At 65.7% G+C, this 23,977-nt stretch carries 25 protein-coding genes; 7 read left to right on the top strand and 18 right to left on the bottom strand.

Going from position 1 to position 23,977, the window contains the following annotated elements; genetic code table 11:
- Positions 1 to 2: 2 nt before the first annotated feature.
- The 8 genes from hisI to hisD all read right to left on the bottom strand — a co-directional run bounded on the left by hisI (position 3) and on the right by hisD (position 6,519).
- Entirely contained in the window at positions 3 to 347 is a 345-nt protein-coding gene (hisI, locus tag M2432_RS19030) for a phosphoribosyl-AMP cyclohydrolase (protein WP_280828377.1), read from the bottom strand.
- Positions 348 to 486: 139 nt separating this feature from the next.
- Complete coding sequence (hisF, locus tag M2432_RS19025; RefSeq protein WP_280828376.1) at positions 487 to 1,275, bottom strand: imidazole glycerol phosphate synthase subunit HisF; 789 nt, start codon at positions 1,273 to 1,275, stop codon at positions 487 to 489.
- Positions 1,272 to 2,084 carry an inositol monophosphatase family protein gene (locus M2432_RS19020; protein WP_280828398.1) on the bottom strand — a complete coding sequence of 271 codons (813 nt, stop codon included), beginning with the start codon at positions 2,082 to 2,084 and terminating at the stop codon, positions 1,272 to 1,274. Before M2432_RS19020 ends, hisF begins: the two co-directional genes overlap by 4 nt.
- The gene (gene priA / locus M2432_RS19015; protein WP_280828375.1) at positions 2,084 to 2,815 is read right to left on the bottom strand and encodes a bifunctional 1-(5-phosphoribosyl)-5-((5-phosphoribosylamino)methylideneamino)imidazole-4-carboxamide isomerase/phosphoribosylanthranilate isomerase PriA; all 732 of its coding nucleotides are present in this window, start codon (positions 2,813 to 2,815) and stop codon (positions 2,084 to 2,086) included. Before priA ends, M2432_RS19020 begins: the two co-directional genes overlap by 1 nt.
- On the bottom strand, positions 2,812 to 3,459 hold the full coding sequence (gene hisH / locus M2432_RS19010) for an imidazole glycerol phosphate synthase subunit HisH (RefSeq protein ID WP_280828374.1): 648 nt from the start codon (positions 3,457 to 3,459) through the stop codon (positions 2,812 to 2,814). Before hisH ends, priA begins: the two co-directional genes overlap by 4 nt.
- The gene (gene hisB, locus M2432_RS19005; protein WP_280828373.1) at positions 3,456 to 4,064 is read right to left on the bottom strand and encodes an imidazoleglycerol-phosphate dehydratase HisB; all 609 of its coding nucleotides are present in this window, start codon (positions 4,062 to 4,064) and stop codon (positions 3,456 to 3,458) included. The genes hisH and hisB overlap by 4 nt, the downstream gene beginning before the upstream one ends.
- Positions 4,061 to 5,197 (bottom strand): histidinol-phosphate transaminase, encoded by a 1,137-nt coding sequence (locus M2432_RS19000; protein ID WP_280828397.1) that lies wholly within the window; start codon positions 5,195 to 5,197, stop codon positions 4,061 to 4,063. The genes hisB and M2432_RS19000 overlap by 4 nt, the downstream gene beginning before the upstream one ends.
- 8 nt (positions 5,198 to 5,205) lie before the next feature.
- Positions 5,206 to 6,519, bottom strand: a complete 1,314-nt coding sequence (gene hisD, locus M2432_RS18995) for a histidinol dehydrogenase (RefSeq protein ID WP_280828396.1) — start codon at positions 6,517 to 6,519, stop codon at positions 5,206 to 5,208.
- A gap of 63 nt (positions 6,520 to 6,582) precedes the next feature.
- On the opposite strand from hisD, the gene M2432_RS18990 reads away from it, so the two are divergent.
- Positions 6,583 to 6,996 carry a nitroreductase family deazaflavin-dependent oxidoreductase gene (locus tag M2432_RS18990; protein WP_280828372.1) on the top strand — a complete coding sequence of 138 codons (414 nt, stop codon included), beginning with the start codon at positions 6,583 to 6,585 and terminating at the stop codon, positions 6,994 to 6,996.
- Between the two features lie 23 nt (positions 6,997 to 7,019).
- Positions 7,020 to 7,619 (top strand): hypothetical protein, encoded by a 600-nt coding sequence (locus tag M2432_RS18985; RefSeq protein ID WP_280828371.1) that lies wholly within the window; start codon positions 7,020 to 7,022, stop codon positions 7,617 to 7,619.
- Between the two features lie 16 nt (positions 7,620 to 7,635).
- Here M2432_RS18985 and nadC read toward each other — a convergent pair whose 3' ends face one another.
- From nadC to nadA, 3 genes are read right to left on the bottom strand one after another with little or no spacing between them, the layout of a single operon-like run.
- Positions 7,636 to 8,493 (bottom strand): carboxylating nicotinate-nucleotide diphosphorylase, encoded by an 858-nt coding sequence (gene nadC / locus M2432_RS18980; RefSeq protein WP_280828370.1) that lies wholly within the window; start codon positions 8,491 to 8,493, stop codon positions 7,636 to 7,638.
- A complete protein-coding gene (locus M2432_RS18975) occupies positions 8,493 to 10,070 on the bottom strand; it encodes an L-aspartate oxidase (RefSeq protein ID WP_280828369.1) in 1,578 nt (525 codons plus the stop codon). Before M2432_RS18975 ends, nadC begins: the two co-directional genes overlap by 1 nt.
- An 11-nt stretch (positions 10,071 to 10,081) precedes the next feature.
- Positions 10,082 to 11,113, bottom strand: a complete 1,032-nt coding sequence (gene nadA / locus M2432_RS18970; RefSeq protein WP_280828368.1) for a quinolinate synthase NadA — start codon at positions 11,111 to 11,113, stop codon at positions 10,082 to 10,084.
- A gap of 48 nt (positions 11,114 to 11,161) precedes the next feature.
- On the opposite strand from nadA, the gene M2432_RS18965 reads away from it, so the two are divergent.
- A complete protein-coding gene (locus tag M2432_RS18965; protein ID WP_280828367.1) occupies positions 11,162 to 11,869 on the top strand; it encodes an NUDIX domain-containing protein in 708 nt (235 codons plus the stop codon).
- Between the two features lie 84 nt (positions 11,870 to 11,953).
- On the top strand, positions 11,954 to 13,276 hold the full coding sequence (locus M2432_RS18960) for a lipase family protein (RefSeq protein ID WP_280828366.1): 1,323 nt from the start codon (positions 11,954 to 11,956) through the stop codon (positions 13,274 to 13,276).
- 12 nt (positions 13,277 to 13,288) lie between these two features.
- Here M2432_RS18960 and M2432_RS18955 read toward each other — a convergent pair whose 3' ends face one another.
- From M2432_RS18955 to bioB, 3 genes are read right to left on the bottom strand one after another with little or no spacing between them, the layout of a single operon-like run.
- On the bottom strand, positions 13,289 to 13,942 hold the full coding sequence (locus M2432_RS18955) for a DUF2567 domain-containing protein (protein ID WP_280828365.1): 654 nt from the start codon (positions 13,940 to 13,942) through the stop codon (positions 13,289 to 13,291).
- Positions 13,943 to 13,972: 30 nt separating this feature from the next.
- Positions 13,973 to 14,212, bottom strand: a complete 240-nt coding sequence (locus M2432_RS18950) for a hypothetical protein (protein ID WP_280828364.1) — start codon at positions 14,210 to 14,212, stop codon at positions 13,973 to 13,975.
- A 9-nt stretch (positions 14,213 to 14,221) separates the two neighbouring features.
- Positions 14,222 to 15,229, bottom strand: a complete 1,008-nt coding sequence (gene bioB, locus M2432_RS18945) for a biotin synthase BioB (protein WP_280828363.1) — start codon at positions 15,227 to 15,229, stop codon at positions 14,222 to 14,224.
- Positions 15,230 to 15,277: 48 nt separating this feature from the next.
- On the opposite strand from bioB, the gene M2432_RS18940 reads away from it, so the two are divergent.
- Entirely contained in the window at positions 15,278 to 15,886 is a 609-nt protein-coding gene (locus M2432_RS18940) for a TetR/AcrR family transcriptional regulator C-terminal domain-containing protein (protein ID WP_280828362.1), read from the top strand.
- Here M2432_RS18940 and M2432_RS18935 read toward each other — a convergent pair.
- From M2432_RS18935 to M2432_RS18920, 4 genes are read right to left on the bottom strand one after another with little or no spacing between them, the layout of a single operon-like run.
- Positions 15,867 to 16,388 (bottom strand): 2'-5' RNA ligase family protein, encoded by a 522-nt coding sequence (locus M2432_RS18935; RefSeq protein ID WP_280828361.1) that lies wholly within the window; start codon positions 16,386 to 16,388, stop codon positions 15,867 to 15,869. The genes M2432_RS18940 and M2432_RS18935 overlap by 20 nt on opposite strands.
- Position 16,389: 1 nt before the next feature.
- The gene (bioD, locus tag M2432_RS18930) at positions 16,390 to 17,082 is read right to left on the bottom strand and encodes a dethiobiotin synthase (protein WP_280828360.1); all 693 of its coding nucleotides are present in this window, start codon (positions 17,080 to 17,082) and stop codon (positions 16,390 to 16,392) included.
- The gene (locus M2432_RS18925) at positions 17,079 to 18,221 is read right to left on the bottom strand and encodes an 8-amino-7-oxononanoate synthase (protein WP_280828359.1); all 1,143 of its coding nucleotides are present in this window, start codon (positions 18,219 to 18,221) and stop codon (positions 17,079 to 17,081) included. The genes bioD and M2432_RS18925 overlap by 4 nt, the downstream gene beginning before the upstream one ends.
- A gap of 40 nt (positions 18,222 to 18,261) precedes the next feature.
- The gene (locus M2432_RS18920) at positions 18,262 to 19,563 is read right to left on the bottom strand and encodes an adenosylmethionine--8-amino-7-oxononanoate transaminase (RefSeq protein WP_280828358.1); all 1,302 of its coding nucleotides are present in this window, start codon (positions 19,561 to 19,563) and stop codon (positions 18,262 to 18,264) included.
- Between the two features lie 114 nt (positions 19,564 to 19,677).
- On the opposite strand from M2432_RS18920, the gene M2432_RS18915 reads away from it, so the two are divergent.
- Entirely contained in the window at positions 19,678 to 21,840 is a 2,163-nt protein-coding gene (locus tag M2432_RS18915; RefSeq protein ID WP_280828357.1) for an acyltransferase family protein, read from the top strand.
- Between the two features lie 3 nt (positions 21,841 to 21,843).
- Complete coding sequence (glgX, locus tag M2432_RS18910) at positions 21,844 to 23,973, top strand: glycogen debranching protein GlgX (RefSeq protein WP_280828356.1); 2,130 nt, start codon at positions 21,844 to 21,846, stop codon at positions 23,971 to 23,973.
- The last annotated feature ends 4 nt before the right edge of the window (positions 23,974 to 23,977 follow it).

Below are 23,977 nucleotides of genomic sequence, written 5' to 3'. Positions count from 1 at the left end.
AATCACTCGGGGGCGAGGAGTTGATCGGCGTCAAAGCAGCTGTGGTCGCCGGTGTGGCAGGCGCCGCCCACCTGGTCGACCTCCAGCAGCACAGCGTCGCCGTCGCAGTCCAAGCGCACCGAGTGCACATACTGAGTGTGGCCAGAGGTCGCACCCTTGATCCACTGCTCACCACGCGATCGCGAAAAGTACGTCGCCTCACGGGTTTCCAGAGTGCGGGCAAGCGCATCGTCGTCCATCCAGGCGACCATCAGCACGTCACCGGTACCGCGCTGCTGCACGATCGCGGTGAACAGCCCCGCCTCATTGCGCTTGAGTCGAGCGGCGATCGCGGGGTCGAGACTCATATGCCATCCCCAGTTTTCGCGCTGGTGCGCACCTGTGTCCATCGCACATTTCGGCTGAGAGCGCTCAACTTTTGTTGACCGTCAAGGAAAGTTGACCGTCCGAGATCGAACGTATGCCGGAGACCAGCCGCGCAAGTGCTCATCGCACTGTGATCCCTTCAGCCGCCATCGCAGCCTTCACCTGACCGATGGTCAGCTCGCGGAAGTGGAACACGCTGGCCGCCAGCACCGCATCGGCACCAGCCTGCACCGCGGGCGCGAAGTGCTCAACGGCTCCGGCTCCCCCGCTGGCGATCACCGGCACGCTTACCGCGGCTCGCACCGCTCGCAGCATCGCCAAGTCGAACCCGGCCTTGGTGCCGTCGGCGTCCATGGAGTTCAGCAGAATCTCGCCGACTCCGAGTTCGGCTCCGCGCCTTGCCCATTCGACGGCGTCGATGCCGGTGCCGCGGCGGCCGCCGTGGGTGGTGACCTCCCAGCCCGACGGGGTCTGGGTGCCGCCAGCGGGTACGGTCCGAGCATCCACCGACAGCACGATGCACTGGGAGCCGAACTGGCGGGACAACTCCGACAGCAGCTCGGGCCGCGCGATCGCCGCGGTGTTGACCGACACCTTGTCCGCACCGGCACGGAGCAGCGTGTCGACGTCCTCGACCGACCGCACACCGCCGCCGACGGTCAACGGGATGAACACCTGCTCGGCGGTGCGCTTGACCACCTCGAGCATGGTCGACCGGCCCGATGAGGATGCGGTGACATCCAGGAAGGTCAGCTCGTCGGCGCCCTCGGCGTCGTAGGCCGCGGCCAGCTCGACCGGATCGCCTGCGTCGCGCAGGTTCTCAAAGTTGACACCCTTGACTACGCGGCCGTCGTCCACGTCCAGGCACGGGATGACGCGGGTAGCCACGTCGCTTTTTGAGACGCTCACAGGTAGTCCTCCGGGGCACCAACGGATTTCACGATCTCCAGCATCCTTTCGTGCACACCGGGAGCGGCGGCCAATGCCGACTTGGACTCGACAGTCCAGGGTTCGCCGGCCAGGTCGGTGACGATGCCGCCGGCGGCCCGTACCAGCGCCACGCCCGCTGCGTGATCCCAGATGTGATGGCCGAAACTGATTGCCCCACCAAGAATTCCGGCACCCACGTAAGCCAAATCCAGACCGGTCGCACCGTGCATCCGCACCCGCGAGCACTCCCGAGTCAGGTCCGACAGGACAGCGTTGCGGTACCGCCCAGGGAATCGGCCCTTCGAAGCGATGTTGAACGTCTGGATACCGACGATCGAGTCAGCCAAAGTGGCCGGCGCCAACGGCGGCAACACCGTTGCCCCGTCACGCACCGGCCCACCGACCATCGCGACATACCGCTGCCCCATGAACGGCAACCAGGTCAGTCCGGCGATCGGATTCCCCTGCCACAGCAGGCCCAGCAGAATCGCCGCCATAGGCGAACCGGCCGCGTAGTTGAAAGTGCCGTCGATCGGGTCCAGCACCCACACCAGCTCGGAGTCGATCGGCTCACCGCCGAATTCCTCGCCGTGCACGCCGATGCCCGTTGCCGCTGCCAGTGCGGCGACTACCTGCCGCTCGATGGCGAGGTCGACCTCGGTGGCAAAGTCGTTGCCCTTCTTGCGAACCGCCGAGTCGGCCCGATGGCCGGCAATGAACGGCGCCGAGGCATCGTCGAGGATGCCGGCCGCCGTGGCGACCAGCTCTGCCAACCTCGCCGGTTCGATCACTTAACCGCAGCCAACGCCTCGGGCAGCGTGAAACGCTCTGCGTACAGAGCCTTTCCGACGATCGCACCTTCCACACCCTGGCCGGTGAGCGTCGCAATGGCACGCAGGTCGTCCAGGCTGGAAACACCACCTGACGCGATGATCGGCGCGCTGGTGCGTCCGGCGACAGTGCTCAGCAAGTCCAGGTTGGGCCCGGTGAGCGTGCCGTCCTTGGTCACATCAGTGACCACGTAGCGCGAACAACCTTCGCTGTCAAGGCGTTCCAGCACCTGCCACAGGTCGCCGCCGTCGGTCTCCCAGCCGCGGCCGCGCAGCCGCCAGCTGCCATTCTCGAACTGCACATCCAGCCCGACCGCCACTCGGTCGCCGTATTCGGCGATGGCGCGGCGGCACCACTGCGGGCTTTCCAACGCCGCGGTACCGATGTTGACCCGGGCGCAGCCGGTGTCCATCGCGGCCTTCAGCGACTCGTCATCGCGGATGCCGCCGGAAAGCTCCACGGCCACATCGAGTTTGCCGACTACCTCGGCCAGCAGTTCGCGATTGCCACCCCGGCCGAACGCAGCGTCCAAGTCCACCAGGTGAACCCACTCGGCGCCGTCCCGCTGCCAGGTCTGTGCGGCCTCCAGCGCCGAACCGTAGTCGGTCTCGCTGCCGGCTTTGCCCTGCACAAGTCGCACTGCCTTGCCGTCCACCACATCGACGGCCGGCAATAAAATCAAACTCATAGTCCCTCAACCCAATTCGCCAACAGCGTCGCGCCTGCGTCGCCACTCTTCTCCGGATGAAACTGTGTCGCCGACAACGCGCCGTCCTCGACGGCAGCGATGAACGGCACATGATGCGTAGCCCAGGTGACCTTCGCCTCGGCCCGGCCATCCCACTGCTGGGCGGCATAGGAATGCACGAAGTAGAACCGGGTACTCGCATCGAGCCCGCGGAACAATGTGCTGCCGGCGGCCGCTTCGACCACGTTCCAGCCCATGTGCGGAATCACCGGTGCTTCCAACCGGGTGACTTCGCCGGGCCACTGTCCGCAGCCGGGTGTCTGTACCCCGAATTCGACACCCTTTGAGAACAGGATCTGCATGCCGACGCATACGCCGAGTACCGGATGCCCTGCGGCCAGCCGCGAGGCGACGATCTGCTCCCCGCCGATCGCACGCAGACCCGCCATGCACGCCTCGTAAGCGCCCACGCCGGGCACCACCAGTCCGTCGGCGGCGGCAGCGGCGGCAGCATCACTGGTCACTTCGACGTCGGCACCGACCCGCTCCAGCGCGCGCTGCGCAGACCGCAGATTGCCCGAACCGTAGTCCAGGACAACGAGTTTCTTCGTCCGATGTCGCCGGCCGAGCGGCTCCGATGTCACAGAGTGCCCTTGGTCGACGGGACACCGGTGACCCGAGCGTCGTACTCGACCGCTGCGCGCAGCGCGCGAGCAACAGCCTTGTACTGCGCCTCGGTGATGTGGTGCGGGTCCCGGCCATACAGCGTCCGCACGTGCAGCGCGATGCGGGCGTTGAAGGCCAACGACTCGAACACGTGCCGGTTGATCACCGTGTGGTACGGCACCGACGATCCCGCGATGGTAAAGGTCACCATGGACTCCGGCTCACCGGTGTGCACGAAGTACGGTCGGCCCGAAACATCAACCGCAGCATGGGCGAGCGTCTCGTCCATCGGAATGTAGGCATCACCGAACCGGCGGATGCCCTTCTTGTCGCCGAGCGCCTGTCCCAACGCCTGGCCCAGCACGATCGCGGTGTCCTCGACCGTGTGGTGCCCCTCGATCTCGACGTCACCTTTGGCATGGACCGCCAGGTCGAAGCTGGCGTGGCTACCGAGGGAGGTCAGCATGTGATCGAAGAACGGCACGCCGGTGCTGATGTCGGTCTGACCGGTGCCGTCGAGGTCGATCTCGACAACGATGCTGGATTCCTTTGTCGTGCGTTCGACGCGGGCGCGACGGGTCACGGCTTTCCTCCCAGTTCGGTCTGGGCCAGCCGGGCGCTGGCTTCCAGTAGGGCGTCATTCTCGGAGGCCAATCCGATTGTGGTGCGCAGATATCCGGGGATGCCTACATCACGGATCAGCACACCGGCATCGAGGTAGCGCTGCCAAGTCGCCGGCGCGTCGGCGAACTCACCGAACAGGATGAAGTTCGAGTCGCTGGGGATGACCCGAAAACCCAAGTCATGTAACGCCGCTGCCACCCGGTCACGCTCGGCCGCCAAGGTGGCGACGCTGCTCAGAGTTTCGTCGGCATGCCGCAGCGCCGCCCGTGCTGCGGCCTGGGTCAGCACAGACAGGTGGTACGGCAGGCGCACCAGCAGCATGGCGTCGATGACGGCGGGATCGGCGATCATGTAGCCCAGCCGGCCACCGGCGAAGGCGAAGGCCTTGCTCATGGTGCGGCTGACGATGAGCTTGGTCGGGTAGTCGGCCAGCAGCTCGACACCGCTTGGCTGCGAGGAGAATTCGCCGTAGGCCTCGTCCAGAATCAGGATTCCCGGAGTCACGTCCAGCAGCCGGCGCAGGTCATCGAGCGGGATGCTCTGACCGGTCGGGTTGTTGGGGCTGGTGACGAACACGACGTCGGGCTTGCGCTCGCCGATCGCGGCCTCCGCAAGATCGACATCAAGCCCGAAGTCCGCGGCGCGCGTCGCCACCATCCAGTCGGTCTGGGTGCCGTCGGCAATGATCGGGTGCATCGAGTAGGACGGCACAAAGCCGATGGCACTGCGCCCCGGTCCGCCGAACGCCTGCAGCAGCTGCTGCAGGATTTCATTGGAACCGTTTGCCGCCCAGAGATTTTCCGGTCCCAGCGCGACGCCGGTTGCCTGCTGCATGTACGCGGCCAGATCGGTCCGCAGCGCCATGGCGTCGCGGTCCGGGTACCGGTGCAACTCGGCTGCGGCCTCGCGCACCGATTCTGCGACATCATCGATCAGCGCCTGGGTCGGCGGGTGCGGGTTCTCGTTGGTGTTGAGCCGCACCGGCACCACCAATTGCGGTGCGCCGTATGGCGATTTGCCGCGTAGGTTCTCCCGCAGCGGCAGATCGTCGAGGGAGATACGTGCGCCCGGCGCTGCCTGTTCTTCGCGCAAGCGGCTCGTCACCTTTCGAACCTCCGACGCACGGCCTCGCCGTGTGCGGGCAGGTTCTCGGCCTTGGCCAGCGTAATAACGTTGCCGGCAACGTCTTTCAACGCTGCCTCCGTGTAGTCCACGACGTGGATGCCGCGCAGGAAGGTCTGCACCGACAGCCCGCTGGAGTGCCGGGCGCAGCCGGCGGTGGGCAGCACATGGTTGGACCCGGCGCAGTAGTCGCCGAGGCTGACCGGCGACCACGGTCCGACGAAAATCGCTCCGGCCGAACGGATTCTGCCGGCCACTTCCGAAGCGTCGTCGGTCTGAATCTCCAGGTGCTCGGCGGCGTAGGCGTTGACCACACGAACCCCGGCCTCCAGGTCGTCAACCAGCACGATGGCCGACTGCTTACCGTTCAGCGCAGTCGTCACGCGCTCGCGGTGCAGCGTGGTCGCGACTTGCGCGGCCACCTCGGCATCGGTGGCATCGGCCAGCTTCTCGCTGATGGTGACCAGCACGCTGGCTGCCATTTCGTCGTGCTCGGCCTGGCTGATCAGATCGGCAGCGATGTGCACGGGGTCGGCCGAGTGGTCTGCCAGAATCGCGATCTCGGTGGGACCGGCCTCAGCATCGATGCCGACCTGAGAACGGCAGATGCGCTTGGCGGCGGTGACGTAGATGTTGCCCGGTCCGGTGATCATGTCGACTGGGGCCAGCTCTTCGCCAGTGGTATCGGTGCCACCGTAGGCCAGCAGAGCGACGCCCTGGGCCCCGCCGACCGCCCACACCTCATCGACCCCGAGCAGCGCTGCTGCGGCCAGGATGGTCGGGTGCGGCAGTCCTCCGTGGTCTTTCTGCGGCGGGCTGGCGATCACCAGCGAGTCGACGCCGGCGGTCTGGGCCGGCACCACGTTCATCACGACGCTGGACGGGTAAACCGCGTTGCCGCCGGGCACGTACAGACCGACGCGTTCCACCGGAACCCAGCGCTCGGTGACGGTGGCGCCGGGCGCCAAGGTTGTGGTGGTGTCGGTGCGACGCTGGTCGGCGTGCACGGCGCGGGTGCGCTCGATGGCGACCTCAAGTGCCACCCGTACGTCGGCATCCAGCGCAGCCAGCGCCGCGTCCAGTTCGGCCTGCGGCACCCGCACCGCGGCGGACCGTACCCCGTCGAGCGACTCTCCGTATTCCAGTGCCGCGACCGCACCCCGCTCGACCACCGCGTCGACGATCGGGCGAACTTTGGGCAGCACCGAGTCCACGTCGACCCCGCCTCGCGGCAGCACCGACCGCAGCTGCGCCGTGGACAACTGCTGACCACGCAAGTCGATACGCGCCAGCTTCACTGCAGTGTTCACCCGACTATTGTTTCAGAGCAGGCCAAATCGAATTAGGAGGCGTCAATGTCGAGCCGCGAGAACCACCCGAACAACGCCCCGGGTGTACCCATGGTCTTCCCGGTGTGGTTCGAAAACCTCCAGATCAAGTACATCAACCCCGCACTGAAGCCGCTCTCCAAGCGCCTACCCGGCTTCACCGTGATCAAACACCGTGGCCGCACCTCCGGAACGCCCTACGAGACGATCGTCACCAGCTACCGCAAGGGCAATACCCTGGCGATTCTGCTGGCCCACGGCAAGACCAACTGGGTCAAGAACGTGCTCGCCGCCGGAGAGGCGGACGTGCACCTGTTCCGCGGCGACGTCAAGATCACCAACCCGCGTGTGCTGCCGAAGGGCACCGTCGATGCGTCGTTACCTCGCATCGCGCAGATCGGGGCAAAGAGCCAGGGCGTCTTCGTCGCCGACATCGTCTGACGTCGCCAGCGGGTCGCGGCGCCGTGGAGGGACAGAATGACGATTTCGTCATCAATTTCACCGCGGCCGACGGTCGCTGGGGCTGGATCTTCATCGTCGGCCTGTTCGGCATCTTTCCGGCGCTTGCCATAGTCGGGCTGACTGCACTCATCTTGATGCGACACGACGCTATGCGTGAGATGGGGCCGTTTCTTTTCGCTTGGTTCGCCTTCATTTGCATGCTCAACATCGGCATGTTCGGGCCCATGGTTGCCCGGCTCGCCGCGCTGGGTATCCGCAGTGGGCGCGGGGGCTGGTGGCTGCGATTGTCGAGTACCGGGTTCGAGGTCAACGACCGAGTTCTGCGTCCCCGCCGGTACGCCTGGCGCGACATCGACAGGTTCGTCCTCGGACACGCGAACCTGGAAGGAATCGCATCACCACGCGTCGGGTTCCGATACGCGCCCGACTACAGCCTGACTCTGCGCAAACGACTGTGCCGGCGGCTGGGCGGACCGGCACGAGACCCCGAAGGTGTGAAGATCGATGTCGCAGTAATGGGCTATTGGGATCGCCCATTCGCCCAGGCGGTAGAGCTGATGAACAACTGGCTGACCCGGTACCGAAACTGCATGCCGGACTAGGGGGTTCCGCAGTCGGTTAGATGTCGAGGCCGACGTCCAGCACCCGCACCGAATGGGTGAGAGCGCCGACGGCCAAGTAGTCGACCCCGGTCGCGGCGTATGCGGCTGCCTGCTCCAGTGACAGCCCGCCCGAGGACTCCAGCTTGGTGCCTTTGGCGTTGGCGTTTCGGCGTTGCACGGCGATCTGGGTCTGCCACACCGGAAAGTTGTCGAGCAGCACCAATTCGACATTTTCGGAGAGGATTTCGTCGAGTTGCTCCAGCGAGTCGACCTCGACCTCGCATTCCAGATCCGGCGCCTCAGCCCGCACCGCCTTGAGCGCCGCCAGCACAGACCCGGCTGCGGCCACGTGGTTGTCCTTGATCAGTGCGGCGTCGCCCAGGCCCAAGCGGTGGTTGACGCCGCCGCCGACCCGTACCGCGTACTTCTGCAGCAATCGCAAGCCCGGCAAAGTCTTTCGGGTGTCGCGGATGGCGGTGTCCGTACCGGACACCTCCTGCACCCAGCGCGCGGTCTCGGAGGCGATCCCGGACAGGTGGCAGACGATGTTGAGCATGGTGCGCTCGGCGGTCAACAACCCGCGGGTCGGGGCCTCGACGGTCAGTACTGCGTCACCGGCCTTGACCTCGCTGCCGTCCTCGACGCGCGAGAGCACCCGGTACGAGTCAGGGCCGATCACCTTGTCCAGCACCAGGAGCGCGATATCAAGTCCCGCGATGACACCGGCCTGACGGGGCACCATCGACGCGACCGTCGTCGCGTCGGCGGGCACTGTCGCCACCGACGTCACATCGGGCCCATAGCGCAGATCCTCATCGAGCGATCGGTCGATGGTGGCATTTGCCTCTGCCAGTTCCTGCGGTGACAATGCCATCAGTTCGCCGCTCCTACTGGCAGAGCCGCGGTGGCTTGGCCGTCGGCGTCCAGACGGATCTGCGCCGACACCGCCAACGCCGGATCGGCGTCGAGATGATCGCCACGATGGTGGCAACCGCGCGATTCAGTGCGCGCGGCTGCAGCGGCGACGACCGCGGCTGCCGTCGCGGTCAGGGTCGCGTCTTCCACCGCAGCACGATCGGACATGCGCCTGCTACCAGCACTCGCCAGCAATTCACTCAGCCTTCCCAGTCCGGGCGTATCACGCACCACCGACGCATACGAGGTCATGCCGCCCTGGAGCGCAACCCGTCCCATGGCCGGCCGGCGGCCGAAGTCGGTTTCCGGCAAGCGGTTTCGTCCTGCAGATCGCGCGTGGTCCGCTGCGGACCGGCCGGCACGGCCACCGACCACCAGTCCCTCCAACAAGCTGTTGGAGGCCAACCTATTGGCGCCGTGCATACCGGTGCGACCCACTTCGCCCGCGGCGTACAGGCCGGCCAGTTCAGTCCGTCCATGCACGTCGGTAACGATGCCGCCGCAGCTGTAGTGGGCGCCGGGCACCACCGGAATCAGTTGGCGCGCCGGGTCGATCCCAAAAGCCAGGCACGCGGCCGTCACAGTCGGGAACCTGTTCGCGACGTCGGCGACGCCACGGGCATCCAGGTAGACACATGCGTCGCCAGTTGCGGCCAGCCGGGCATCGATGGCGGCGGCCACCACGTCCCGCGGCGCCAGATCGCCCATCGGATGGACCCCGGCGGTCACCGAATCACCATGTGCGTCAAGCAGAATGGCGCCTTCGCCGCGTAGCGCCTCGGTGATCAGCGGGCAGCGCCCGCCGATACCCCCGGTGTACAGCATGGTCGGATGGAACTGAATGAACTCGATATCGCTGACCGGCACCCCAGCCCACAACGCGAGCGCCACACCGTCACCGGTCGAACCGTCCGGATTGGTTGTCGCGCTGTATAACTGGCCCAGCCCACCGGTAGCCAGGATCACCGACGGCGCCTCCAGCACACCGGGACCGTCAGGGGTCAGCAGCGCCACTCCGCTGACCGCACCGTCGTGGTGCAGCACCTGCAGCGCAACATGATCAGGCCGGATATCGAGTTTGGTGCTCGCCGCATTGAGTGCCCGCTGCACCTCGGCTCCGGTGGCGTCTCCGCCGGCGTGCACAATCCGCCGCCGGGTGTGCCCGCCCTCGCGGGTCAGCGACCAACCACCCGATGGTCCTGCATCCAGAACTGCTCCGGCACTGACCAATTCGGCCACTGCGGCATAGCCGTCGGAGACAATGGAGGTGACAGCGTCGATATCGCACAACCCAGCTCCGGCCGTGACGGTGTCGGTTACGTGGGCTTCGATCGAATCGTCACCGTCAGGTATCACCACAGCGATGCCGCCCTGGGCATAGGCGGTGGCCGTCTCACGGGACTTACCCACCACCACAACCCGACTGCCGGCCAAGTGTGCAGCGCGGGCGGCGGCCAGTCCGGCTACGCCGGTGCCGACCACCACGACATCAGCACGTTGGCGCCAGTAACCGCGCCCACCACACGCGGCTGACATGGCGCGCATGGTCATTCCCCGCCGCCGGGTTGCCCGACCTCAATCATCCGCTGCACGCTCAACCGCGCTGCGGCGGCGACATCGGTGTCAACGTGTACCTCGTCGGCACCATCGCGGAGGCTGCGCAACAGCGCGGCCGGGGTGATCATCTTCATGTACGGGCACGACGCCCGATCATTGACCGCAAGGAACTCGGTTTCCGGTGCGGCACGGCGCAATTGGTGCAGCATACCGATCTCGGTGGCCACCAGCACCTGCTGCGCGCGAGTCTCACGGGCGGCGTCCAGCATGCCGCCGGTCGACAGGATCTTGACCCGATCCTCGGGCACGGCACCCTCACCGGCCAGGTACAGAGCCGATGTGGCGCAACCGCATTCGGGGTGGACGAACAGTTCGGCATCGGGGTGGTTGCGGGCCTGGTCGGCCAGTTCGTCGCCGTTGATGCCAGCGTGCACGTGGCATTCCCCGGCCCAGATGTGCAGGTTCTGTCGGCCGGTCACTCGGCGCACGTGGGCACCTAGGAACTGATCAGGGCAGAAGAGCACCGTCTTGTCTGCGGGAATCGAGGCGACCACCTCGACGGCGTTGGACGAGGTGCAGCAGATGTCGGTGAGCGCCTTGACCGCTGCGGTGGTGTTCACATAGGACACCACGACCGCGTCGGGGTACTCGGCCTTCCACGCGCGCAGGTCGTCAGCGGTGATCGAATCGGCCAACGAGCAGCCGGCTCGCTGGTCCGGGATCAGCACGGTCTTGTCCGGCGACAGGATCTTCGCAGTCTCGGCCATGAAGTGCACGCCGCAGAACACGATGGTGTCCTCGGGGGCCTCGGCGGCGATCCGCGACAGCGCCAGTGAGTCGCCAACGTGGTCGGCGATGTCCTGAATCTCGGGCAACTGGTAGTTGTGCGCGAGGATGGTGGCGTTGCGTTCCTTCGCCAGACGGCGCACCTCGGCCGCCCACCGGGCGTCGGGTTCGACGTCACCAAAGCCGCTGGAGGCGGCGATGTCGCCGGGCTCCGTCCCTCGATCCAAGACCGTCATGGCCGTCTCCTTTGAACCTGGCCAGGTTTTCGACTTATGATCGAAAACATGCCACATCGTAGCACTGCCCATGAAGTGCTCGCCGTCGTGTTTCAGGTTCGATACCCCGAGTCGCGTAAACCGCAGCTCAGCGTGCTGTTGTGGGAGCGTGCCATGGAACCCCAGCAGGGCGCCTGGTCGCTGCCCGGAGGCCAACTGCGCGATGACGAGGACATGACCAGCTCGGTGCGTCGCCAACTGGCCGAGAAGGTCGACCTGCGCGAGATCGCGCACTTGGAACAGCTTGCAGTGTTCAGCAACCCAGATCGGGTGCCGACCTCGGTCTTCGGCGCCCGCACCATCGCCTCCACCTACCTGGGCCTGGTGCCCTCACCCGCAACCCCCGAACTGCCCACCGACACGCGCTGGCACCCGGTGGACGACCTGCCCCCCATGGCCTTCGACCATCACCCGATGATCACCCACGCACACACCCGACTGGTCGCCAAGATGTCGTATACAAACATCGGATTTGCCTTGGCACCAAGGGAATTCACCCTCTCCACGCTTCGCGACATCTACGGCGCCACACTGGGCTACCAAGTAGACCCAACCAACTTGCAACGGGTCCTGGCCCGTCGCGGCGTCATCAGCCCCACCGGGACCACAGCCAGGTCCGGACGCAGCGGCGGACGCCCCGCAGCGCTGTACCGCTTCACCGATTCGACCTATCGAGTGACCGACGAATTCGCCGCCCTGCGACCGCCCGGCCAGTAACCAACCTGTGATACACGTCACTATTCGGCAACGTTCGGCGCGTCAGAATTGGTTTTTAAGGGTTTATTAAGACAGAATGCCCGGATGGGTTTGGGCAACACAGCCAGGGCTACCGACGCTGAGTGGATCGGCCATCCGTACCACGAGGAACTGCAACCCGGTACTCGCCCGCAACTGCCCGCCGACGACTACTTCTACGTTGCACCCGTCGGCTTCGAACACACCCGACCCGGCACAGTGCTGCGCAGCCGCGAGGTCGAACTCGGCTTCATGGGCCTGATTCCCCAGCACGTCACCGCCACCCAATTGCTATACCGCAGCACCGACGTTTACGGCGCGCCATGTGCGGCAGTCACCACCGTGCTGATGCCGGCCCACCGGCCCATCAACCGCCCCTGCCCCATCGTTTCGTACCAGTGCGCCATCGACGCCGTCAGCGGCCGCAGCTTCCCGTCCTACGCGATGCGACTGCACGCCCGGGGCTTCGGCAACTTCACGCAGTTCGAATACCTTTTCGTGGCCGCAGCTGTAGCCCAGGGTTGGGCGGTCTCCGTCCCCGACCACGAGGGCATCGACGGACTCTGGGGCACCCCGCACGAACCCGGCTACCACGTCCTGGACGGACTGCGCGCGGCCCTGAACACCGAATCGCTCGGCCTGTCCCGAACAGCGCCCATCGGCCTGTGGGGCTACTCCGGCGGCGGCCTGGCCAGTGCGTGGGCCGCCGAGGAACTCGCCGACTACGCACCCGAACTCAATATCGTTGGCGCCGTTCTGGGCTCACCTGTCGGCGACCTCGGCAATACCTTCCAACGGCTCAACGGCACCTTCTTCGCCGGGCTGCCCGCTACCGTGATCGCTGCGCTGACGCACATCTACCCCGGTCTGGACCGGGTGATCAACGATTACGCCACCGATGAGGGCAAGGCCATGCTCCACAACATCGAGGGCATGTCGACCCTGGAGGCGATTGTGCGGCACGCCTATCTGGACATGGACAACCTGCTCGCCAGACCCCTACAGCAAGTGATCGACACCCCGGAAGTCCAGGAGGTGTTCGACGAGATCAGGTTGGGCGGCACCATTCCATCTGTGCCGATGCTGATCGTGCAGGCGGCACACGACCAGATCATCTCGGTCGATGACATCGATGCGCTGGCGTACAACTACGCCACCGGCGGCGCCGACATGACCTACCACCGCGATATCTTCGCCGAACACATTGTGCTGCACCCGCTTTCAGCGCCGATGGCCATGCGTTGGCTGGGTGACCGCTTCGCCGGACGGTCCATGGCCCCCGGTTCGCGGAACACCTACTGGCCGACCCTGCTGAACCCGGCGACCTACGTGGGCATGGCCAAGTTGTGCCTGGTCAGCGCGAAGGTACTGTTCGGAATTCGTCCGTAAAACCACTCGGCGTTATTGATCGGCGGAGCGCACACCGGTATCGACAGCATCGACACCAGGAGCAACCACCTCGGGCCGCACATGCTCCACCGGCGGCCAGGCGTCTAGATCATCACGCTTGGTTGCCAACGCGCACATCGCGTACAGCAGAGTGGCCAACCCCGCCGGGAACATCAGCGTGACCGCGACCAAAGCCGGCGAATGTCCGAACAACACCGGCGGAGCCTCTACCAAGTACGCCACCCGATGTTCGTGCGTCACCGGCACCGCATCGATGTTGACCGCGCCGTAGCGCCAATGTGCCAGGGCCGCACCGACTCCCGCCAGCGCTCCAGCAGCCCCGATCCCGCCGATCGTGAGCGCGGCGACCATCAACGGACCACGATGCGCCCGCCACTGCCAGACCAGAACAGCACCGACCACGGCGATTACCGAGAGAAAACCGACCGCCAACGCAGCGCCCAGGAAAACCCGGTCCGCCTCATCGCCGAAGTAGCCGTGAATCCGCTGACCCTTCTTGGTCAACGCGACCAGCGTGTGCACCGGCGGCGCAAGCCAGGCCCACAGCACGCCGCCGACCGCGCCGGTCAGGACCAGACCGCAGACAACCCGCACCGCTGCCGCAGCATGCGAAAGCTTGGGGGGTTCAGGAGACGACGTGCTCATCAGTGCAGTCTGCTCTACGCTCAGCGCGCATCACCGCCGCGGGTCCAGGTCCTTGGCGTCGACCACTCCATGCCGCGAGCACTTGGCCCACCAGCCATCGGGGCGCACCTGGACCACCATCCGGCGGCCGCACTCGGCGCAGAACCGGGGGGCTTCCAGCCCAAGCTGAGCCGTTGTGGGCACAACGGCACCGTTGGCCGCGTCGGCCGCGACCCCGGTGTAGACGTTGAACTTGCCGGCACTGACCGGTGCGGGCAACTCGCTAGTCATCACTGTTTTCTACAGGGTGGCGTTGAGGGCCTTGATCGGCATCTGCAGATCGTCGAGCAATTCCAGGTCAGACTCAGCCGGGCGACCCAGCGTGGTCAGGTAGTTGCCGACGATGACGGCGTTGATGCCGCCCAAGATGCCCTGCTTGGCGCCCAGGTCGCCCAGGGTGATCTCGCGACCACCGGCGAACCGCAGCATGGTGCGCGGCATAGCCAGCCGGAACGCGGCGACGGCACGCAGCGCGTCGGCGGCCGGCAGCACCTCAAGATCCCCGAACGGGGTGCCCGGGCGTGGGTTCAGGAAGTTCAGCGGTACCTCGTGCGGGTTCAGCTCGGCCAGGTTGGCGGCGAACTCGGCGCGCTGCTCCAGCGTCTCGCCCATGCCCAGGATGCCGCCGCAGCAGACCTCCATGCCAGCCTCGCGGACCATCTCGAGGGTGCTCCAGCGCTCTTCCCAGGTGTGGGTGGTGACGACGTTCGGGAAGTAGGACTTGGAGGTCTCGAGGTTGTGGTTGTAGCGGTGCACACCCATGGCCTTGAGCCGGTCCACCTGCTCCTGATCGAGCATGCCCAGCGAGCACGCGATCTGGATGTCGACCTCGTTGCGGATGGCTTCGATGCCGGCTGCGACCTGCGCGAGCAGCCGCTCGTCGGGTCCACGCACGGCGGCCACAATGCAGAACTCGGTAGCGCCGGTCTTGGCGGTCTGCTTGGCGGCCTCGACCAGGCTCGGGATGTCCAGCCACGCGCTGCGCACCGGAGAGGCGAACAGGCCGGACTGCGAACAGAAGTGGCAGTCCTCAGGGCAGCCGCCGGTCTTGAGGCTGATGATGCCCTCGACCTCGACCTCGGGACCGCACCACTTCATCCGCACGTCGTGCGCGAGGGCCAGCAGGTCTTCCAGGCGATCGTCGGGCAGCTGCAGAACCTCCAGCACCTGCTCCTGGGTCAGGCCTTCGCCTCGCTCCAAAACCTGTTCGCGGGCAATACCCAGCACATCAGTAGCGGCCTGCGTCACCGAAGATCCTCCTGAAATCCAAACTTGAACGGTGTTTAGGATACAGACGTGCAACTGCACCGAAGCGACGTGGTCGCCAAAGCCGCCGAGATCCTCGACAACTACGGGATCGCCGACCTGACCATGCGCCGGTTGGCTCGTGAACTCAACGTGAGCCCGGGCGCGCTGTACTGGCATTTTGCCGATAAGCAGGAGCTTCTGGGGGCGGTCGCCGACCGCCTGCTGGCCCCGGCGGGCACCGATATTTCCACCGGTGGATGGCCGGACCGCGTCAAGGACGTGTGTGGCGCACTGCGCAACGCGCTGCTGTCGACTACCGACGGAGCAGAGTTGGTGTCGGCCAGTTTCTCGGCCGGAAAATCAGCCGAGCTGGCCCGCGTCCTCGACATTCTGGCCGCCGCCGCCGCAGATTCCGGCCTGAGCGCGGATGACGCCGAACTGGCTGCCCGCACCATCGTCTACTACGTGCTGGGCTTCACGGCCGACGAACAGTCCCGGATGCAATGGGACGCCGCCGGGGCCAAACTGACCGACAGCGACGCGGTGTGGACCGAAAATTCCAGTGACCGTTTCGCTTTCGGCCTGGGCCTGCTCATCGGCGGGCTGGCTGCGCACGGTGTGACGCACGACGGAGAGATCAGCCGTCGAACGCACTGACGATGCGCTCGGTGCGGGTATTACCGTCCCAATGCCGCAGCCCCACAAAAGAACCCTTGATTTCCGCCGGATGGCCGGCAACCTGCAGCGCCGACACAAGACCATCGGCCGGTATCCGCCGGGCCAACGTCACATGAGGGGTCCAGTCCCCTGGCTCGCTGTGCGGCATCGGGCTCGAATGCAGGTGATCGGCGCTGACCCGACAGGCCAGCGCATGCAGGTCCAGTAGTTGCGCGCTGGGCACGATCAATCGGGTGAGCACCGCCGCGGCGCGGCCGAACACCAGTGCCGGACCAACCACGCAGCGCAGCGGGAACAATGGCAACAACGACGTAAGCGACTGGACCACAGCGTCATCCATGCCGGAAGCCACTACTAACGTCACATGCGGCCGAGCACCCGGCGGCTGCGCCCGCAGGCCTGCCGCACGCAATTCGTTCCAGGCCCGCCGGATAATCGCCTCGGTGTCGAGGTCGAACAACAACTCCACCGAATGCACCATGTCAGCTGACCAGACGCGAAACCCATTGCGGATCAAAGCAATCCGCACTCACCGAGGCAAACTCCGGCGCTGACAACGCCCCTGCTCCCACGGGCAACACCGCCCGCACCGGCGAGATGCGGTCCAACTCATCACGATTGGAGAGCTCGACCGGACCAGGATCGGAGGGCCACGTGCCGATCACCAGACCGGAACAGGCAATGCCATGCACAGCAAGCGATTCCACCGTCAGGCCGGTGTGATTGAGGGTGCCCAGGCCCGGCGAAACCACCACCAGGACACCGGCACCGAGCTCGACGGCCAGGTCGCGCAGCGTCACACCGGCGGCACCCAAAGCGACAAGCAGCCCGCCGGCGCCTTCCACCAAAGTCAGCCGTCCCGGCCGATCACAGGACTGGATCAACGTCAAAAGCTCTGCACGCGAGGGCAGCTCCATGCCGGCTAACTCGGCGGCCGCCACCGGTGCCAACGGCTCGGGGTACCGCCACCCCGGCACCAGCTCGCTCACTCCCGACAGTCGACCGACCTCGGCGAGGTCGTCGTCACCAGTGCCGTCAGCAGGCGAAAAACCGGTCTGCACCGGCTTGCACACTGCGATGTCGAGCCCGGCCAGCCGGGCATGGCAGGCCAATGCCGCAGTGGCGATGGTCTTGCCGACACCGGTATCGGTACCGGTGATCAACAACACCGTCACGAGCGCACCAGCGCCAGCACCTCACCGAGCACCTTGCGGGCCAAATCCAGCTCGGTGTCATCCAGCGACGCGCGCGCGGTCAGCCGCAGCCGCGACGTTCCGGCAGGCACCGTCGGCGGCCGGAAACAACCGACCCGCACGCCACGCTCCAGACAGGCAGCCGCAGCAGCCAAGGCTACTTCCGGCTCGCCGAGGATCACCGAAACCACGGCGGAGTCCGGCACCGCGTCGACTCCACCGAACTCGGCCAGCGCCGCCGCATGCGACAGCACAGCCTGAGCCCGCCAGGGCTCGGCGATCAGCACTCGCAGCGCCGCAGACGCTGCGCCGACGGACGCCGGCGCCAGACCGGTGTCGAAAATGAACGTGCGAGCCGCGTCAATCAGGTGCGCCCGGACCGGGGCGGGTCCCAGCACCACGCCGCCCTGACTGCCCAGCGACTTCGACAACGTCGTCGTCACCACCACATCGGAGGCGCCGGCCAGGCCGACCTCGTGGACCAGACCGCGCCCACCATCGCCCCGCACTCCCAGGCCGTGCGCCTCATCGACGATCAGCAGCGCGCCGTGCCGGCGACACACCTCGTGCAGATCGCGCAGCGGCGCCATCGCGCCGTCGGTGGAGAACACCGAATCGGTGATCACCACAGCACGTTCCTCGGACCGGCTCACCAGCGCCGTCTCGACGGCCGCGGCATCGTTGTGCGGCGTCACCACCACCCGCGCGCGGGACAACCGGCAGGCATCGACCAACGAGGCGTGGCTGTACGCATCGGACACCACCAGCGAGCCCGGACCCGAAAGACCAACCACCGCACCGATATTGGCGGTGTAGCCAGAGGAGAACACCAGAGCCGACTCGGCGCCCATGAACTCGGCGAGTTCCGCCTCGAAGGCCTCATGCAGCTCGGTGTTACCGGTCACCAGTCGCGAACCGCCTGAGCCTGCACCCCAGGTACGCAGTGCCGCGATGCCACCTTCGAGAACATCCGGGTGCTGCGACAACCCCAGGTAGTCATTGGATGCCAGATCGAGTTCGGTGCCGACCGCCGGCCGCACCCGCAGGCTCCGCCGCAGGCCCGCCGCCCGCCGCTGCCGCTCGACATCACCCAACCAGGCCAACGGCGATCGATCCGTCATCGGGTGCTCCTGACTGGTCAACACTGCACTTGAACGGTGTTCAGGTTAACGCACGGGCAACAGCGACCACGCCCGAGGTGATGCAGTCGACCTCCTCGGGCGTACAGATGAACGGCGGCATCACGTAAACCAGGTTCCGGAATGGCCGCAGCCACAGCCCGTGCTCGATCGCAGTGGCGGTTGCGACGGCCATGCCCGCCTCGCCTAGGGGCTCACGCATCTCGACGACGCCGATGGCACCCAACACTCGCACGTCGGCCACCTGGGGCAACTCCGCTGCCGGAGCCAGCCCGCGGCGCAAGCCATCCGAGATGGCCGCAACCGCAGCCTTCCAGTCCTGGCTCAGCAAAAGCTCCACTGCCGCCACGGACACCGCGCAGGCCAGTGCATTGGCCATGAAAGTCGGGCCGTGCATCAACGCCCCCGGCTCGCCCGAGCTGATTGTCCGGGCGATCTCGCCGGTACATAGCGTCGCGGCCAGCGTCACATAGCCACCGGTAAGCGCTTTGCCGACGCACATGATGTCCGGGCTGACGCCGGCGTGGTCAGCTGCGAACAACTCGCCGGTGCGGCCGAATCCGGTCGCGATCTCATCGAAGATCAGCAACACGCCGTGCCTGCTGCAGATGTCCCGCAGATCGGCCAGGTAGCGCGGATCGTGGAACCGCATGCCGCCGGCGCCCTGCACCACCGGTTCGACGATCACCGCCGCCAGTTCCGCAGCGTGGTCGGCCAGCTGGGCCTCGAACGCAGCGACGTAGTCGGTGTCATATGCAGAGGGCACCTGTGGCGCGAAGATCTGCGGCATCAGGACATCGGTCCAGATCGAGTGCATGCCGCCTTCGGGGTCGCACACGCTCATCGGAGTAAAGGTGTCTCCGTGATATCCGCCACGCCAAGTCATCAACTTGTGCTTTTCGGGTCGGCCCAAACTGCGCTGATATTGCAGGGCCATCTTCACCGCGACCTCGACCGCCACCGACCCGGAATCGGAGAAGAACACGGTGTCCAAACCCGCCGGAGTGATCTGCACCAGCAGCTGGGCCAGCCGGGCCGCCGGCTCGTGGGTCAGTCCGCCGAACATGACGTGATTCATGGTGGCAAGCTGCCGGGTAATGGCGGCGTCCAGTACCGGGTGACCATGCCCGTGCACCGCCGTCCACCAGGAACTCATCGCATCGATGACCTGAACAGGTCGACCCTGATGAACCAACGTCAACATGGTGCCGTGCGCCTCGGTTGCGACCACTGGTTCCAGGGCCTCGGCGCCGATGGTGCTGTACGGGTGCCAAATGTGGGCGGTATCGATCGCGGTGATCTCCGACGGGGTCATTTCTGGCACGGGAATCGAGCGTAATCGCCCGTTCGACAGAGCCGCAGCCGCCCGTCCAGCTACCGCGTAACCACAGTGGTTACATGAACGCGGCCTGGATCTTGGGTAGATTGATTTTCGACCATGACGACACTTGCCGCACCCCGACCGGTGTCGCTACCTGCGTCTGGCACCGCACCACGTGCCGCCGCAAGCGACCAGAAGTCCGGGTTCTACCGACATGACCTGGACGGTCTGCGCGGTGTCGCGATCGCTTTGGTCGCGGTCTTCCACGTCTGGTTCGGGCGGGTGTCCGGTGGTGTCGACGTCTTCCTGGCACTGTCCGGTTTCTTCTTCGGCGGCAAACTGCTGCGCATCGCTCTGGCCCCGGAAGCCTCACTGGCTCCCGGACCCGAACTGCGCCGGCTGGCGCGCCGCTTGCTGCCGGCGCTGGTCGTCGTGTTGGCCGGCGCCGGCGCGCTGACAGTAGCGATCCAGCCGATAACCCGATGGGAAACCTTCGCCGATCAGAGCCTGGCCAGCCTGGGCTACTACCAGAACTGGGAACTGGCCAACACCGCGTCGAACTATCTGAAGGCCGGCGAAGCCGTCAGCCCGCTGCAACATATCTGGTCCATGTCGGTGCAGGGCCAGTTCTATATCGGGTTCCTGGCGCTGGTGTTCGGCTCTGCCTACCTGCTGCGCCGCCGACTCGGCGAGCGGCTGCGCATCGCGTACATCGTGCTGCTCAGCGCACTGACCGTTGCGTCGTTCTGCTATGCGATCGTCGCGCATCAGGCCGACCAGGCGACTGCCTACTACGACAGCTTCGCCCGAGGCTGGGAGCTGCTGCTCGGTGCTCTCGTCGGCGCGCTGGTGCCGTACGTGCGATGGCCCATGTGGCTGCGGACGACGGTGTCGGCCGGCTCCCTGGCGGTGATCGTGTCGTGCGGGGCCCTGATCGACGGCGTGCGCGAATTTCCCGGTCCGTGGGCGCTGGTCCCGGTGGGTGCCACCATGCTGTTCATCCTCAGCGCCGCCAACCGGACGGGCGAACTGCCCGCGCCCAACCGGATGCTGGCCAACGGCCCGTTCCTGTCGCTCGGTGCCATGTCCTATTCGCTATATCTGTGGCACTGGCCGCTGCTCATCTTCTGGCTGGCCTACACCCGCCAACCGCACGCCGGGCTGCTAGACGGCTCGGCCGTCTTGCTGATCTCGGGTGGGCTGGCCTGGCTCACCACCAACTACGTCGAGAACCCGCTGCGGCGACGGTCAGGACAGTCGTCGGCACACCGGACCGAGGCCCCACAGATTCCGCTGCGGATGCGGCTGAAACGACCGACCATCGTGCTCGGCTCGATCGTGACTTTGCTGGGCGTATCCCTGACTGCCACCGCGTTCACCTGGCGTGAGCACATGGCCATGGAGCGGGCCAACGGCAAGGAACTCGCCGCGCTCTCCCCGCAGGACTACCCCGGTGCGCGAGTCTTGCTCAAACCGCACCTCAAGGCGCCAGTACTGCCATTCCGCCCGACCGTCTTGGAAGCCAAGGACGACGTTCCCGCTACCACCGCCGACAGCTGTATCGCCGACTTCGACGACCTGTCCATCCGCAACTGCACCTACGGCGATCCGAATGCCACGCGCACCATTGCCCTGGCCGGCGGTTCACATGCCGAGCACTGGGTCACCGCGCTGGATCTGCTGGGCAAGCGTCGCCATTTCAAAGTCGTCACCTATCTGAAGATGGGCTGTCCGCTCTCCACCGAACCCAACCCGCTCGTGATGGGCGACAACCGGCCGTACCCCAAATGCTATGAGTGGAACGAGTTGGTCATGCCGAAGCTGATCGCCGACCACCCCGATTTCGTCTTCACCACCTCGACCCGGCCGTGGAACATCAAGCCGGGCGACGTCATGCCAGGCACCTATATCGGTATCTGGCAACGACTTTCCGATGCTCACATTCCGATCCTGGCGATGCGCGACACCCCTTGGCTGGTGCGCGATGGTAGGCCCTTCTTCCCGTCAGACTGTCTGGCCAGCGGTGGCAATTCGACGTCGTGCGGTATCAGTCGTTCCGAGGTACTGTCCGACCACAACCCGACCCTCGATTTCGTCGCGCAGTTCCCATTGTTGAAACCGCTCGACATGAGTGACGCGGTGTGCCGTCCTGACATCTGCCGAGCCGTGGAGGGAAATGTGTTGCTGTACCACGACTCTCATCACCTGTCCGCCACATACATGCGCACCATGGCCGGTGAACTCGGCCGGCAGATCGCGGCCGCCACCGGTTGGTGGTGACACGTGGTCACGACTGTCTGGCCCGGCACCGCCTACCCTCTGGGCGCCACTTACGACGGTGCCGGCACCAATTTTTCGTTGTTTTCGGAGGTCGCCGAACGTGTCGAGCTGTGCCTGATACGTAAGGACGGCACCGAAGAACGGATCAACCTCGAAGAAGTCGACGGCTATGTCTGGCATGCGTACCTGCCCACGGTCGCCCCCGGCCAGCGTTACGGGTTCCGGGTGTACGGGCCATGGGACCCGGCGGCGGGCCATCGCTGCGACCCCAGCAAGCTGCTACTCGATCCCTACGGAAAGTCGTTCTACGGCGACTTCAAATTCACCCAGGCGTTGTTCTCGTATGAGATGGGCGCCGAGGACACCGCCACGCCGGCCGCCCCGGACGGCACGGATTCGTTGGGCCACACCATGACCAGTGTGGTGATCAACCCGTTCTTCGACTGGGCCAGCGACCGCGCGCCACGGACGCCGTATCACGAGACGGTGATCTACGAGGCCCACGTCAAAGGGATGACGCAGACGCACCCTGCGGTGCCTGAAGAACAGCGCGGCACCTACGCGGGCCTGGCGCATCCGGCGATCATTCAGCATCTGCAGTCGCTCGGCGTCACGGCGATCGAGTTGATGCCGGTGCACCAGTTCCTGCACGATCAGCGACTGCTGGAACTGGGGCTGCGAAACTACTGGGGCTACAACACGTTCGGCTTCTTCGCGCCGCACTACCAGTATTCATCGAATCAGCACGCCGGCGGAGCGGTCGCAGAGTTCAAGGCCATGGTCCGTTCGTTCCACGAGGCCGGCATCGAAGTGATCCTCGATGTGGTCTACAACCACACCGCCGAAGGCAATCACCTCGGGCCGACGATCAACTTCCGCGGCATCGACAACACCGCTTACTACCGGCTCGACGATAACGATCCGGGGCTGTACAAAGATTTCACCGGCACCGGTAACAGCCTCAACGCCCGCAACCCGCACACCCTGCAGCTGATCATGGACTCACTGCGGTACTGGGTACTGGAAATGCACGTCGACGGGTTCCGGTTCGACCTGGCTGCAACGCTGGCCCGCGAGTTCTACGACGTGGACCGATTGAGCGCATTTTTCGATCTGGTACAACAAGATCCGGTGGTCAGCCAGGTCAAGCTGATCGCCGAGCCGTGGGATGTCGGCGAGGGCGGATACCAGGTCGGCAACTTTCCCGGGCTGTGGACCGAGTGGAACGGCAAGTACCGCGACACCGTCCGTGACTACTGGCGGGGTGAGCCGGCGACGTTGGGCGAGTTCGCCTCCCGCCTGACCGGTTCATCGGATTTGTACGAGGCGACCGGCCGGCGACCGTCTGCCAGCATCAACTTCGTCACCTGTCACGACGGCTTCACGTTGGCGGATCTGGTCTCGTACAACGAGAAACACAACGAGGCCAACGGTGAGGACGGCCGCGACGGCGAGAGCCACAACCACTCGTGGAACTGCGGCGTCGAGGGACCAACGGATGACCCCGAGATTGTGGCGCTGCGTGGTCGCCAGATGCGCAACATCCTGGCCACTCTCATGCTGTCCCAGGGCACCCCGATGATCAGCCACGGCGATGAGATCGGACGCAGCCAGCACGGCAACAACAACGTGTACTGCCAAGATTCCGAGCTGTCCTGGATGGACTGGGACCTGTGCGAAACCAACGATGCCCTACTGGAATTCACCCGTACTGCGGTGGCGTTGCGACGCAAGCACCCGGTGTTTCGGCGGCGCCGATTCCTGGTCGGCAAGCCCATCCGTAGCGGCGAGCAGGTGCGCGACATCGCGTGGCTGACGCCGGCGGGTCAAGAGATGACCCCTGAGGACTGGGGCTCGGGATTCGGCAAGAGCATCGCGGTGTTCCTCAACGGTGAGGCCATACACGAACCCAACGCCCGGGGTGAGCGGGTCACGGACGACTCGTTCCTATTGTGTTTCAACGCGCACGACGAAGCGTTGGACTTCGTGATCCCCGACCAGGGTTATGCCGAGAAATGGTCTGCAGCGCTGGACACCGCCGACCCGCACGGCCGCACCGAGATGATGGCCGGGGCAGGCGAGACGATTTCGTTGCAGGCCAGGTCACTGCTGGTGCTCCGCAAGACGGCCTGAGCCC

This window comes from Mycobacterium sp. OTB74 (assembly GCF_029892685.1).
Taxonomy (GTDB): domain Bacteria; phylum Actinomycetota; class Actinomycetes; order Mycobacteriales; family Mycobacteriaceae; genus Mycobacterium.
This window is presented reverse-complemented; position numbering and strand designations above follow the sequence as displayed.